The organism is Gramella jeungdoensis (assembly GCF_023805255.1).
GTDB lineage: Bacteria > Bacteroidota > Bacteroidia > Flavobacteriales > Flavobacteriaceae > Christiangramia > Christiangramia jeungdoensis.
The window spans coordinates 843810-859404 of sequence record NZ_JAMSCK010000001.1; the positions used below are offsets into that span (position 1 = coordinate 843810).

The following is a 15595-nucleotide window of genomic DNA, read 5'->3' on the forward strand; positions in this document are numbered from 1 at the left end:
ATTAAAAAAAGTTATGATAAGAAGAACAATTTTCCTTTTAAGCTTAACTATCTGTACCATGAATATGTATGCCCAGTATCCCGATCTAACAGAAGAGGATAGGGCGAGAGAAAAAGCTATAAAAGAAGAAGCTTACAGGCATTCAGATAGTGTGTGGAAGGAAGCAGTGAAAGTAGTAAGAAAGGAAGCTAAAGAAGGGAAGCCTTATGTGCCCTGGGCCTTCAGGCCCATAGATCTTCCACAGGCCAAAATACCTGCATTTCCTGGCGCTCAGGGTGGAGGTATGTATAGTTTTGGAGGAAGAGGTGGTGAAGTTTATACGGTTACCAATCTTGCCGATAGTGGCCCCGGAAGTCTAAGATGGGCCTGCGAAAAAGGAGGTGCACGTACAGTGGTATTTAATGTTGCTGGAATCATAAAGTTAAAAACGCCGCTCATCATAAGGGCACCTTATATAACAATAGCTGGGCAAACCGCTCCGGGTGACGGGGTTGTTGTTGCCGGAGAGACCGTATGGGTAGACACTCATGACGTCGTAATAAGGCATATGCGTTTTCGGCGCGGAGAAACCTTCGTGGGAAGACGTGATGATGCTATAGGGGGAAATCCCGTTGGAAATATCATGATAGATCATGTTTCTGCCAGCTGGGGCTTAGATGAGAATATGTCTATTTACAGGCACATGTACAGTCCCGGAGCCGATTATCCGGAAGAGAAACTTGCAACAGTTAATGTAACTATCCAGAACAGTATTTTTTCAGAAGATCTGGATACATACAATCACTCACTTGGAAGTACACTCGGGGGAGAGAATTGCTCTTTTATGAGAAATCTCTGGGCTAGTAATGCCGGAAGAAATCCTTCAATTGGATGGAATGGTATATTCAACTTTGCCAATAATGTAGTGTATAACTGGAGTCACCGTACTACAGATGGAGGTGACTACAAGGCCAAATTCAATATTATCAATAATTATTATAAACCGGGTCCTATTACTCCTAAAGATGAACCAATAGCATACCGTATTCTGAAGCCAGAAGCAGGCTTAAGCGATCTGGACACCCTTAAATTCGGTCTGGCTTATGTTCATGGTAATATAGTGGAGGGTTTTCCCGAGGTTAGTGAAAATAACTGGAAGGGAGGAGTACAAATGGAAGGTAAGGACGGTGATCTAATGACCTACGAAGAAGCAAAGGAGTATTTTCCTTTTATGAAAGCGGAAGAACCGCTTCCACGTCCATGGTTTGAGATTATGCCCACCAAAGATGCTTATTCTTATGTCCTGAATAATGCAGGAGCTACCTTGCCTAAAAGGGATCCTGTGGATGTGAGGGTTATTAAAACAGTTAGAACCGGGGAGGCTATATATGAAAAAGGCCTGGATCCTGAATCTTTCTATCAGTTCGAACACAGACGTCTAGAACCCGATTCCTATAAAAGAGGAATTATTACCGATATCAAACAGGTAGGAGGTTATCCAGAATATAAAGGAAATCCATATACCGACACGGATAAAGACGGAATGCCGGATACTTATGAAAAATCTGTAGGGCTGGATCCAAAGGATTATTCCGATGCCAAAGAAGATATGGACAATGATGGGTATACTAATATAGAAATGTATATCAACGGAATTGATCCTGGAAATAATACAGACTGGAAAGACCTTGAAAATAATGAAGATACACTGTCTGAGTTGCCAGATGGTATAAACAAGTATAAAGATTAGTTTTTGTTGGAGGGTTCAAATTTCTTGTCCTGCCTTTAATTAAGTAGGGCAGGGATTTGAATTTTTATGGAGAGTTTTAAAAAAGAGTTATGAAATTGTTTAGAGTATTTATAGGTGCGTTTTTCGCATTGGTTGTGACCGCTTGCGGAGCCCAAAAAGATTTTGATCCTGAGTATGTAAAAGTGACCAATGATCGTGCTCAGAAAATAGTAGATGAAATGGATCTGGAGTCTGCTGAAAAGGAACGAGAGGTGAGAGATCTTATAGCTGGACAGTATAGAAATCTTAGCTGGATCCAGGATGGAAGAGACGCGCAAATTGAAAAAATAAAAAATAGTGAGCTGGCTGAAGCAGAAAAGGAAGAGAAAATAGCCGAATTAAAAGAAGAGGCGGAGGAAGAAATAGCCAGCCTCCATAAATCCTATGTTAAAGACCTGAACAAAGAGCTTACCCAAGAACAGGTCGCACAGGTTAAGGATGGGATGACCTACTCTGTTGTTCCCAAAACCTATGCTGCATTTCTGGATATGTTACCTCAGTTAACAGAAGAGGAAAAGGAATTTATTTATAACAATTTGGTTGAAGCCCGGGAACATGCAATGGATGCAGGTTCTTCTCATAAAAAGCACTGGTGGTTTGGAAAGTACAAAGGAAGAATAAATAATTACCTTTCAGAACGTGGTTATGATTTAGCAAAGGCAGGAGAGGAATGGCAAAAGAGAATAAAGGAGCGGGACGCTCAAGAAGCTGGAAAGCAACCTCCCCATCCTCCACGTTTGCCTGAAGAGGTGATTCCTGCCTTTCCTGGAGCCTGGGGGGGCGGAATGTTTACAAGTGGAGGCCGTGGCGGCAAAGTACTGGCTGTTACAAATCTTAATGATAGTGGCCCTGGTAGTCTTCGTGCTGCCTTAGAAGCAAAGGGTCCTCGTATAGTTGTTTTCCGTGTGGCGGGTACGATCAAAATTGATGGCGACCTAAATATCGATGATCCAGATATCACCATTGCAGGCCAATCTGCTCCTGGTGACGGAATTTGCGTTGCCGGTACACTTAATATCAATACACATAATGTTATTATCCGCCACCTTCGGGTACGCCGTGGCGTTGCTTCCGGTGGACAGGGAGATGACAATATTGGCGGTAATCCAGATCATCACATTATCATAGACCATTGTTCTACCAGTTGGGGCATGGACGAAAATATATCGCTTTACCGGCATATGAGGGCATCTGCAGATGGTACCACCCGCATCAAAGATCCTTCAGAGTATATTACCATTCAATGGACTATTTCGAGTGAAGCCCTCGATGCCAAAGGACATGCTTTTGGCGGTACCTGGGGAGGAAACCCCTCAACCTTCCATCACAATCTTTTCGCAAGTAACACAGCCCGAAATCCGTCAATAGGTATGTCTGGGGCTTTTGATTTCCGTTATAATGTTGTTTTTAACTGGCAGCATCGTACCACTGATGGTGGAGATGAAACTTCTATGGTCAATCTTATTAACAACTATTATAAACCAGGTCCTGCTACTAATGACAATATGCGCTCCATATTAGCCCGTATAGATAAAAGACATATGTATTCCCCCGGTAGTGCCTGGGCCGAAGGCAACTGGTATGAAGAAGCTCCAGACCGTCCCGGAAAATGGTACATTGCGGGTAACGTCATGCATGACAACGAAATGGTGACCAATAACAACTGGGAAGGTGTGCGCGGCCTTGACGAGAATTCACCTAATGTGGACAAACTTAAAGAACTTGCGCGAGTGAATACCCCATTTGTAGGATGGCCGGTAGCGCCACACCAAACAGCCGAAGCTGCTTATGAATCGGTATTGGAAAAGGCCGGGGCCACTTTACCTAAACGTGATGCTGTTGACGCTCGTGTTACCGAAATGGTACGTAGCGGGAAACCGATGACTGAAACCGGAATAATTAAAGATGTTGACGAGGTTGGTGGTTATCCAACTTTGACATTCAATCCTGAAGAAGTACCAGTTGATACTGATGGTGACGGAATGCCTGATGAATGGGAAAAGAAGCATAGTCTTAATCCTAAGGATTCAAATGATGGATCCAAAGATACTGATGGCGATGGTTATACAAATATTGAAGAATTTCTGAATGGAACTGATCCACAAGAAAAAATCAATTACCGTAACCTTGGTAACAACATCGATACCATCAGTTAAATTTATGATTTTCCTGATGGGTAAAATCTTCTTTTTGTTGATTTCAATTTAAAATACAGAAAAATGAAAACTCTGAAATATTTTAGCTTTGCACTTTTTTCTTTGCTTGCTTTTGAAGGAGTGGCACAATATCCCGAAATCCCCGAAGAGCTGCAGGCCGAGACTGATGCCCGAATGGCAGAGGAGGAAGAAAGATTACAGGAATTATGGAAGACTCAAGTTTATCCTATTGTTAGGGAAGAAGCTAAAGAAGGACGTCCTTATCTACCATGGGCCTCTTATCCCGGTGACTTTATAAAGGCTGATATTCCGGCTTTCCCTGGCGCAGAAGGAGGTGGTTCCTTTACTCCGGGAGGAAGAGGTGGGAAAGTTTATGTAGTGTCCAGCCTGGCCGATAGTGGTCCTGGAACCCTAAGGGAAGCCTGTGAAGCTGGCGGAGCCCGAACTATCGTTTTTAACGTTGCAGGGATCATTCAACTGGAAAAGCCTATAAGTATCAGGGCGCCTTATGTTACTATTGCCGGACAAACAGCTCCGGGTGACGGGGTTTGTGTAGCTGGTGAAACTTTTAAAATTGACACTCATGATGTGATTGTACGCCATATGCGTTTCCGTAGAGGTGCTACCGATGTTACAAGGCGGGATGACGCCCTTGGAGGTTCTCCCATGGGAAATGTAATCATAGATCATGTTTCGGCCAGCTGGGGACTCGATGAAAATATGTCCCTTTACAGGAACATGTTCAAAGCGAACAAGAATTCAGATCGTGAAAAACTCCCAACTTCAAACCTTACCATTCAGAACAGTATTTCTTCTGAAGGACTCGACACTTATAACCATGCTTTTGGCAGTACCATTGGAGGTTTGAACAGCACCTTTGTTCGTAACCTGTGGGCAAATAATATTTCAAGAAATCCATCAGTTGGAATGTATGGTAGCTTTAATTTTGTAAATAATGTGTTGTTTAACTGGTGGAACCGCTCTATAGATGGCGGCGATTATCGCTCCATGTTCAACATCATAAACAATTACTTTAAGCCCGGACCGATTACTCCTAAGGATGAACCAATCAGTTATCGTATTCTAAAGCCTGAGTCTGGTTATCTAGACCCCAAAACCTACGGTAGAGCCTATGTAGCGGGAAACTACCTAGAAGGAAATCCAAAGGTTACCCAGGATAACTGGAATGGCGGAGTACAACTTGAAGATACGCCGACAGAAGAGGAAAAGCAACGTTTTGAATATATCAGACAGGAAAAAATGTTCCCAATTCAAAATGTGTATATCATGTCGGCCCAAAAAGCTTACGATTTTGTCCTTGATAATGCCGGAGCTACACTTCCAAAGAGGGATGCGGTAGATAAGCGTGTTATTGAAAACGTAAGAACCGGGAAGATAAATGCGCCTGACGGACTCGAAACAGAGATCGGTACTGAATTCATTAATCGCAGACTACCGGCAGATTCCTATAAAAAGGGAATCATTACAAGACCTGAACAGGTAGGTGGTTATCCCGAATATAATGGAAAGCCCTATAAGGACTCTGATAAGGATGGAATGCCTGATGCCTGGGAAAAGAAATACGGGTTAGACCCTAATGATCCCTCAGATGCTGCAAAGGATATGAATGCTAGCGGATATACCAATATTGAAAAATATATCAATGGAATAGATCCTACCAAAGAGGTAGACTGGACCAATCTTGAGAACAATGTTGATACTTTGGCCAAACTAAAAAATGGATTGGAACCATTTAAGAAGTAAGCCATAAAATGAATAATTGCATTAATTTAAAGAGCAGATCTTTAGGTGATTTGAAACCTGAAAATCTGCTCTTCCTATTAGTTATCTTTCTGGGAACGGTATCTTTTAAAGGTGCGATTGCCCAGGAGAATAATGCCGGTCATCAGGAGTTTGCCTCCAGCATATTAAACAGAATGAGGTTTAGTGAGAGCGATAAGACAACCAGACTTATAAAAGCTACAGTGCTCTATCTTGACGAACTGGAAGTGATTCTGGAACAGAGAAGGCTGTCATTGAATGCTATTGAAAATAGTTATAACGACGGATCAAAAACCCGGGATTCTTTGATCGTTAAAGCCTATGAGATTGCAAGAGATAGATACCTTCCTTTAAAAAGAAAATATGTTGATCAGCTTGAAGAAGATCTAACGCCGTATCAGGTTGAGCGGGTCAAAGACGGTTTAACCCATGATGCCTTGCCCAATTTTCATGCAATGTATCTGGAAATTGTTTCCGCATTAAAACCAGCTGAAAAATCCCATATCCTTGCCTTACTGGTTGAAGGCAGGGAAAATGCCATGCTGGCAATCGATAAGGAAGGACAAAACCAATGGTGGGATAAATATCGTGGAATAATTAACAATTATATTGCTTCTCAGGGCCACGATTTTGGAAAACTTAGCAAAGCCTGGGATAAAGCAAACCCGGAAAAGGAATGGGTACACTGATCAAATAGGCATCGATATATTTCTAATTCCCATGGGAGCAGTATGTACAGGATGGATGAATGCAATCATTGATGTATTTTGTGATCTGAAATATATCTAAAATCTATCTAGATAGCAGAAACACAATAGTATACTGAATGAAATTTCAAAGCAGCATCGTTATTCTTTTTATCTTTTTTATTGCCGGTTTAAATCTGCAGGCACAGCAGAATTATCCTGATATTGGAAGAGATGAAAACGGGCATATTACCTACATTACCGATAAACTAGGCAATAAAATCCCTGATTTTTCTTATAGCGGTTATAAATTGTCTTCAGAAAGCATCCCAGCTGTACTCACCAAAATAACCGTTTCTCCGGTGGATGGTGACGCTACTAAAAGAATTCAGCAAGCGGTAGATTATGTTTCTGGTTTGAAACCGAATAATAATGGCTTTCGGGGCGCGGTTGTTCTGGAACCCGGAACTTTTAATATTGAAGGTACTATCTATTTGAATAAATCGGGAGTGGTACTGCGTGGTTCGGGAAATACAACTGATGCAGATGGAACTGTACTTTTAGGTACCGGAGTTAAAAGGGAAGCCATGATAAGGATTCTCGGAAAAAAGGACATCCGTATCACTGATACTCTTAAACTGGCTAATGACTTCATACCGCTGGGAGCCAGATCAATTAACATCTCTTCGGAAAAACTGCAGTCTTGCGACAAGATTTTTATACAAAAAAAACTTGAACAGCACTGGCTGGACACTCTTCAGATGAATAATTTTGGAGGAGAGACCGGCTGGATTGGCTGGAAGCCAGAAGACTGGGATATAAGCTGGGACCGGGAAATAATTAAAACAGAGTCAGGGATAACAGAACTTAGTGCACCGCTTAGTATGAGCCTGAACCCCAAAGAAGACAGCCTGTATGTTTTAAAATATGAATGGCCGGGAAGAATAGAAAACTCAGGAGTAGAGAATCTTAAAATAAAATCAGAATACAATAAAGATAATCCTAAGGATGAACAACATCGATGGCTTGGTGTTTCGGTAGAAAATGCCAGAAACATTTGGGTACGGCGTGTGAATTTTGAAAATATGGCCGGTGGGGCCGTACATATTATCAAAACGGGGAGCCAGGTTACAGTGGAGGATTGTATTTCAGAACATCCTGTATCTGAAATAGCTGCTTACAGGAGACATACTTTTTATACCGAAGGTCAGCAAACTCTTTTTCAGCGATGCTATTCAGAATATGGCTATCACGATTTTGCCGTTGGCGGTTACGGAACTGCGGGACCCAACACCTTTGTGCAATGTGAAGCTTATATGCCATATAGTTTTAGCGGGGCAATTGGAAGCTGGGCCACAGGAATCCTTTTTGATGTGGTGAATATAGATGGCGAAGCACTTAGTTTAAGCAACCAGGGACAGTTATTAAGAGGTTCTGGCTGGACGGCTGCCAATTCGGTAGTTTGGGAAAGTTCGGCCTCAAAAATGGAAGTGCCGAGTCCCCCTACGGCTCAGAACTGGGCTTTTGGGGTATGGGGCCAGTATTCCGGGAATGGTCACTGGAAAGAAGTGAACAGCCATATTAATCCCAGAAGTCTATTTTATGCCCAGCTGGATAAACGCTTTGAAAAGCTTCCGCTAGATCCTGATATTCTAGAGATTGGGTCAGAACCTTCTTCCAGTCCTACTTTAGAAGCAGCTGAAGAACTCACCCAGGAGGCGGAAACTGAACTCACTAGTTTAAAGGAATGGATAAGTAAGGTAGATGAACGAAGACCGTTGGAATTCGATTCAGAAAAAGCACTGAGCTATGAGAAGCTTAAACAGCAGCCGGAAGAAACTTCTGAAAAAAAGAAAAATTCAGTCGTTTCTTTCAAAAATGGGATTCTGAGTTTCAAGAATGACCTACTTGCGGGAAACCATAGAAATGTGATGTGGTGGCGCGGAAGCCTCAGAGATGAGGACGTTCAAAAATCCAGTCCGCACATCACCCGTTTTGCACCCGGAAAGAGAGGAAGAGGATTAACCGATAACCTGGATGAGACGGTCTCATACATGGTTGAAAATGACATTGTAGCCCTTAATCATAATTATGGACTGTGGTACGACCGTAGAATGGACGATCATCAGCGGGTTAGAAGGTATGATACTGATACGTGGCCACCCTTTTATGAACAGCCCTTTGCTCGTAGCGGTCAGGGGACTGCCTGGGATCATTTGAGTAAATATGATCTTACGAAATATAATACATGGTACTGGTCGCGTTTGCAAATATTTGCAGAACTGGCAGAACAGGAGGGAAAAATTTTGTTTCATCAACAGTATTTTCAGCATAATATCCTGGAGGCGGGTGCGCACTGGTCGAGTTCTCCCTGGAGGTCTGCCAATAACATTAACGAGACGGGGTTTCCAGAGCCTCCTCCTTATGCTGGTGACAAACGCATTTTTATGGCCAGGCAGTTCTATGATGTAACGAATGAAAAACGGCGTAAGCTACATCAAGCTTATATCAGAAAATCTTTAGAGAACTTTAAAGATCAGAGCAATGTAGTTCAGTTCACCAGTGAGGAATATACCGGACCATTACATTTTATGCAGTTCTGGGTAGATGAAATTAAGGCCTGGCAAGCTGAACACTCTAACGAAGCATTAATTGGTCTGAGTGCTACCAAAGATGTCCAGGATGCCATCCTGGCAGATAAAGACCGTGCAGATGTTATTGATGTTATCGATATAAAATACTGGTATTACCGCGAGAACGGTGAAACCTATGCACCAGAAGGCGGAAAGAACCTGGCACCTCGCCAGCATGCTAGAAAAATGGAGACCGGCAAGGAATCCAGCCGTTCTGTTTACCGGGCTATCAGGGAATATCGTGAACGATTTCCCGAAAAGGCTGTTTTCTATAACACTAACGGAGCCCCACGTTTTGGCTGGGCGCAGTTGATGGCAACTGCTTCGCTGCCTGTTATCCCGAAAGTTACCCTGGAATCCTTCTATTCTGAAATTCCGGAAATGAGCTTCGTGGAAAATGAAGATTATAAAAGTGATAAATGGACACTTCAGAATGAGGGAAAATCCTATTTATTCTATCTCAACCAGATAAAAACCTTTAGTGTAGACCTTTCAGATTATAAAGGGAAATATCAGTTGTACACAATTCATCCAGAAAATGGAACTGCAACAAAGGAGGAAGTTTTAAAGGCGGGAACTATTATAAATATTGAACCGGATAATTCAGAAAAGATCTTTTTTATTGAAAAATATAAATGATGAACCGAAAATTTAAATTACAAAGTCTTTGTTTTCTTATTTCAATTCTTGGAGTTATTGGCTGCCAGGAAGCTAAGAAAAATACTGATGAGAAGGAAACTGCTGAAGCAGTAGAAGATACGACTCTTACTCCTTTAAAAATTTCAGATAATCAACGCTTCTTCGCGAAGGAAGATGGGAAGCCTTTTTTCTGGCTGGGAGATACTGGTTGGCTGATGTTCAATCGCCTGGACAGGGAAGAGATCAAAAAATACATTGAAGACAGGAAGGCTAAAGACTATAATGTGATCCAGGCCATGGTGTTGCATTCACTGGACGCCGTGAACGTATATCAGGATACCGCACTTGTAGATAAAAATGTGAGTGAGCCTATTGTTACTGAAGGTTCTAAATTCAGTGATTCACTGGCTTATGACTTCTGGGATCATATCGATTATGCAATAGAAACTGCTGAAGAACACGGAATCTATATGGCTCTTGTCCCTGTATGGGGAAATAATGTTAAGGATGGTGGGGTAACAAAGGAGCAGGCTCAGGCATATGGGAAGTTTCTTGCTGAAAGATACAAGGATACTCACAATATTATCTGGCTGAATGGAGGTGATACCTTCGGGAACGAGTATACCGATGTATGGAACGCCCTGGGGGAATCACTGGATCAGTATAATCCTGATAAATTGATCACTTTTCATCCGCGAGGCAGACATGACTCATCAGACTGGTTCCATGATGCCAGTTGGTTAGATTTCAATATGTTCCAGTCCGGACACCGAACATATGCCCAGGATGATACTGAAAGAAATTACGGGGAAGACAACTGGCGCTACGTGAGAACCGACTATAATCTGAAACCTGTAAAGCCAACATTAGATGGAGAGCCTTCGTATGAAGGGATCCCATACGGGCTTCACGATACACTTCAGCCGTTCTGGAAAGCACCTGAGATAAGGCGTTATGCATACTGGTCGGTTTTTGAAGGAGCTGCGGGATTTACCTATGGTCATAGCGCTGTGATGCAAATGCATCCGGCAGGCGGAGAAACGGGGGCCTATGGTAACAAAAAAGCCTGGGACGTCGCTCTTGATGATCCAGGGGCAAAACAAATGCAATATATTAAGCAGCTGATGCTTGAGTATCCTTTTTTCAGCAGAAAGCCGGATAGCGCTTTGGTGTCGAACCAGGGAGAAAGATATGATTATATGCCGTCTACAAGTGGCGAAGGGTACTCTATGGTCTATACTTACAACGGAAGAAATATTGAGATCAACGCTCGGAATTTGAAATTTAAGGATTTCGAGGCCAGTTGGTATGATCCGCGAACCGGAGAAAAAGAGCCCGTGGAGGCCAAACCTGAAAAAGCTGGGGATATTTACACTTTTGATCCGGCTGGTGAAAAAGAAGATGGAAATGACTGGGTGCTTATCCTGGAAGAAAAAGAATAGTTTTATGAATTTACAAAGTAGTACTTTGAGAAAATATATAGCAGCGATAATTTTATTATTCCCTTTATCAATTCTGGCACAGACTGACTGGATAAATATTGCTGAAAGAAGCAAAGGAAAAGGAGAATTATTGACCAAGACCATTCAGTCGGCCATAAACGAGGCCTCTGAAAAAGGAGGGGGGACAGTCTATTTCCCAGCTGGGGATTATCTTACCGGTGCAATCCGTCTGAAAAGCAATATTACCCTGCATCTTGACGCGGGGGCGGTTTTGCGGTTTTCTGATGATTTCAATCATTACCTGCCCTTCGTTGAAATGCGCTGGGAAGGTACGGTAATGCAGAATTTTTCTCCGCTTATTTATGCTTATGAAGTTGAGAATATTGCCATAACCGGTCGAGGAACTATCGATGGTCAGGGTAGAAAGTGGTGGTTGGAATTATATCGCATTGAAACTGCGGAAGAAAAACCGCCCAGGACTAAGTTTCAAAAAATGTGGGTAGAACAGAACAATGGGCTGGAAACCTCTGAATATTACCAGAGAACCATGAGCTGGGAATTCTTCCGTCCGCCTTTATTCCAGGCCTACAAATCTGAGAATATTCTTATCGAAGGCGTGACCATTCAGAATAGCCCATTTTGGACAGTAAATCCTGCCTTCTGTAATAATATTAGAATTACCGGAGTTACTATAACAAATCCGGAATCACCAAATACAGATGGTATTAACCCAACATCCTGTATGAATGTGCATATCTCCGACTGTCACATCAGTGTAGGTGATGACTGTATCACTATTAAGTCCGGTCGGGATGCCGATGGAAGGAAATGGGCTACCCCAACCGAAAATGTGACTATAACCAATTGCACCATGCTAAGTGGCCATGGGGGAGTTGTAATTGGCAGTGAGATGTCTGGTGGGATAAAGAAAGTTACAATTTCCAATTGCGTCTTTGACGGGACCGATAGAGGGATAAGATTAAAAACTGCCCGTGGACGTGGCGGAATTGTTGAGGATATTCGCGTTTCCAATATAGTGATGAACAATATCCAGAAAGAGGCGATCATGATGAATATGTTCTATGACAAGAATAAAGAGGTGGAACCTGTTTCGGAAAGGACACCAGTCTTCAGAAATATTCACTTTTCAGGGATCACCGGGCAGGATATCAATGTGGCGGGAAAGGTTATGGGAATAGAAGAAATGCCCGTGGAGAACATCTCATTTTCCGATATCAACTTTAAAGCTAAGGAAGGTTTCTATATTTCTGTAGCTAAAAATGTGGAATTTCATGATGTATCGGTAACCACAGAAATGGGACCTTCATTCGAGATCATCAATTCTGAAGATATTATACTGGATAACGTGGAATCTGAAGAACCTATTGACAGCACTCCTGTTGTAAAGATCGAAAACGCCAGGAACCTGGTATTGAGTAATGCCGCAATTTTTCAGCCTTTTGACCAGTATTTCTCGGTTTCGGGAGAGAAAACAGAGAATATATTTCTTCAGAATAATATCCTCCCAGAGGTTAAGAGTCTAATGACTACAGAGAATAATGTGCCGGAAGAAGCAATCATTGAAAATTAAACCCATGAAAAGAGCGATACTCCTTTTAAGCCTAATAAGTCTCTTTGCATGTAAAAATGAAAAGAAGGAGCAGGTGAATTCGGATGAAAATAAAGAACAGGAAATAGAGCAAAATAAAAAGGAGAAGGATTCAGTCTACCTTTTTACCAGTTTTAGAGAACCTGCTGATGAAGGACTTTACCTTGCCTATAGTAGAGATGGCTATCACTGGGAAAACCTAGGTGGTCCTTATCTTGCACCTGGAGTTGGAGAGAGTGGGATCATGAGGGACCCTTCAGTAGAAGAAGGTCCTGATGGTACTTACCATATGGTGTGGACTACGGACTGGCGCGGTGGTAATGGCTTTGGATATGCCAGTACAAAGGATTTTATCAACTGGAGCGAACAGAGATTTATTCCTGCGATGGCTCACGAACCTGATGTGGTGAATGTCTGGGCTCCCGAATTGTTTTACGATAAAGACCGTGACCGGTTTATCATATTATGGGCCTCCACCATACCTTACCGCTATGAAAAAGGGCAGGAAGAGGAAAAGAATAATCATCGCATGTATTTTACGACTACGAAGGATTTTCAGGAATTTACACCAACCAAACTTCTGATGAACTCAGGTTTCAGTATGATAGATTGTGTGATCGTACGCAGGGGAAAAGATGATTATGTGCTGGTTATGAAAGACAATACCCGGCCAAACAGGAATCTTCTTGTGGGCTTTGCAGCAGATCCTTTGGGGCCGTATTATGACTTCTCTCAACCATTCACCGGTTTCCTTACCGAAGGGCCTACCGTGATACAACAGGATGGAAAGTATATCATTTATTACGATAATTATGGTAAGAAAACTTTTAGCGCCGTAGAAACAGATGATTTTGTAGATTTTAAGAATATAGATGAGAAGATAGAACTTCCGGAAGGCCATAAACATGGTACTATTACTAAAATCCCTAAGCAAATTCTTGACGGCCTATTAGCTAAAAGTGAAGATCTTAAACATTAAGTTTATTAATTCTTACTAATTAGTTGTAATGCAAATAAATTCTCAGAATTTAAACAGATCAGGTCATGGTTTAATATTTATACTTTTGATCTGCTTGATAACTCTTTCTGCAAGAGCGCAGGAAGTTGATACTGCCCGTTATGAGGGTACTACTTTGTCTAATATTGATTATCACCACGGGCAGTTAAGACCCGCAGTTGGTGTACATGCAAGACAAATTATGAGGGCGAGTAGGGAACATCCTCAAACAGCCGATTATTATGGTTGGACTTACAACCACGCTCCTAATATGGTTTATTGGAACGACGAGTTTTTTGTACAGTATTTAAGCAATCCTGTGGGGGAACACATTCCACCGGGACAGTCATATCTCATAACTTCAGAAGATGGAAAAGAGTGGGGAGAACCAAGAGTGATCTTTCCTGTATATCCAATTCCCGATGGCTACAAAAAGAACGGACAGGAGAAAATTGCCGAGGACCTAAGTTCGGTAATGCATCAGCGTATGGGCTTCTATGTGTCTTCAGGAGATAAACTTCTGGTTCTGGGATATTACGGTATTGCCATGGACGAACATGATTCTCCTAATGACGGTAAAGGAATAGGACGTGTGGTAAGGGAAATTTATCCTAACGGAAGTTTCGGCCCCATCTTTTTTATTCGCTATAATAAGAGCTGGGATCAATCCTTATCTGAATATCCTTTTTACAAAGAAAGTGAGGACGAAGAATTTGTACAGGCTTGTAAGGAGCTATTATCCAAACCTTTGATGATGCAGCAATGGGTTGAAGAACAGGACCGAGACGACCCACTTATCCCCTTGCAGGAACAGTTCAAGGCTTTTAGTTATTATCATCTGCCTGACGATAGAGTGGTGGGATGGTGGAAACACGCCTTAACCTCAATGAGTCTGGATGGAGGAAAAACCTGGGAGTATCATCCCCTTCGGGCTCCGGGCTTTGTGAACAAAAATGCGAAAATCTGGGGACAAAGAACCTCTGACGGGCGATATGCTACTGCCTATAATCCGTCGGAATTCAGATGGCCCCTGGCCGTGTCCACCAGTGATGACGGGCTTGTATATGATGACCTTTTGCTAATCCATGGGGAGATATCTACGATGCGTTACGGGGGGAACTACAAATCCTATGGACCGCAATATGTTCGTGGTATCCTTGACGAAAATGGAACTCCGCCCGATGGTAAAATGTGGGTTACCTACAGCGTAAATAAAGAAGATATTTGGGTGGCTTCAATTCCTGTGCCTATTACTCCAACGGCAGATTCTCATGCAGATGAAAAATTTGATGATTTGCCTGACGGTGAAGAATTGAAGAATTGGAATATTTATGATCTTGTACAGGCACCTGTACAAATCGAGAATTTAGAGGGAGACAAATGGCTGGCTTTAAAGGATGAGGATCCTTATGATTATGCCAGGGTTGAAAGAATTATTCCTGCAACCAAAAATCTGGAGACGACCTTTACTGTCAAGCCGGGGCAAAATGAGCACGGTATGCTTCAGGTAGAATTTCAGAATGCAAAAGGTTCACCTGCGGTAAGGTTAATATTTGATGAGAATGGTGAATTAAAAGCTAAAGCCGGGTATAGATATAGGAAACTGGCGGATTACGAAGCAGGTAAGGAATATAAGATAAATGTGCGCTTAATACCAGATGAGAGATCCTATATAGTTAATATCAATGATGACAAAGAAAGCCGCCTGATTTTCTATGCACCTGTACACGAATTTGAAAGGATTATGTTCAGAACAGGTGAGCAGCGGTATTTTCCTACGCCTGAAAGCCCTGCTGCAAATCACGAGGATCTGGAAGATCCTGGAAAACAGATCCCTGAAGCTGCTTTTTATATTAAGGGATTAAAAACGAATACCTTTTAAA

General features: G+C 42.2%; 9 protein-coding genes. All 9 read left to right on the forward strand.

Features of this window, described 5'->3' with window-relative positions; genetic code table 11:
• The first annotated feature begins 13 nt into the window (after positions 1 to 13).
• The 9 genes from NE848_RS03795 (at position 14) to NE848_RS03835 (ending at position 15594) form a co-directional block, all read left to right on the forward strand.
• Positions 14 to 1729 (forward strand): pectate lyase family protein, encoded by a 1716-nt coding sequence (locus tag NE848_RS03795; RefSeq protein WP_252110880.1) that lies wholly within the window; start codon positions 14 to 16, stop codon positions 1727 to 1729.
• Between the two features lie 89 nt (positions 1730 to 1818).
• On the forward strand, positions 1819 to 3924 hold the full coding sequence (locus tag NE848_RS03800; RefSeq protein ID WP_252110881.1) for a DUF3826 domain-containing protein: 2106 nt from the start codon (positions 1819 to 1821) through the stop codon (positions 3922 to 3924).
• A gap of 63 nt (positions 3925 to 3987) precedes the next feature.
• Positions 3988 to 5688, forward strand: a complete 1701-nt coding sequence (locus tag NE848_RS03805) for a polysaccharide lyase (protein ID WP_252110882.1) — start codon at positions 3988 to 3990, stop codon at positions 5686 to 5688.
• A gap of 8 nt (positions 5689 to 5696) precedes the next feature.
• Entirely contained in the window at positions 5697 to 6395 is a 699-nt protein-coding gene (locus NE848_RS03810; RefSeq protein WP_252110883.1) for a DUF3826 domain-containing protein, read from the forward strand.
• Between the two features lie 137 nt (positions 6396 to 6532).
• Positions 6533 to 9664 (forward strand): DUF6298 domain-containing protein, encoded by a 3132-nt coding sequence (locus NE848_RS03815; protein ID WP_252110884.1) that lies wholly within the window; start codon positions 6533 to 6535, stop codon positions 9662 to 9664.
• The gene (locus tag NE848_RS03820) at positions 9664 to 11106 is read left to right on the forward strand and encodes a glycoside hydrolase family 140 protein (RefSeq protein WP_252110885.1); all 1443 of its coding nucleotides are present in this window, start codon (positions 9664 to 9666) and stop codon (positions 11104 to 11106) included. The genes NE848_RS03815 and NE848_RS03820 overlap by 1 nt, the downstream gene beginning before the upstream one ends.
• A gap of 25 nt (positions 11107 to 11131) precedes the next feature.
• The gene (locus tag NE848_RS03825; RefSeq protein WP_252110886.1) at positions 11132 to 12697 is read left to right on the forward strand and encodes a glycoside hydrolase family 28 protein; all 1566 of its coding nucleotides are present in this window, start codon (positions 11132 to 11134) and stop codon (positions 12695 to 12697) included.
• A gap of 4 nt (positions 12698 to 12701) precedes the next feature.
• A complete protein-coding gene (locus tag NE848_RS03830) occupies positions 12702 to 13694 on the forward strand; it encodes a glycoside hydrolase family 43 protein (protein ID WP_252110887.1) in 993 nt (330 codons plus the stop codon).
• A gap of 85 nt (positions 13695 to 13779) precedes the next feature.
• Complete coding sequence (locus NE848_RS03835; RefSeq protein ID WP_252110888.1) at positions 13780 to 15594, forward strand: exo-alpha-sialidase; 1815 nt, start codon at positions 13780 to 13782, stop codon at positions 15592 to 15594.
• Position 15595 lies beyond the last annotated feature (1 nt).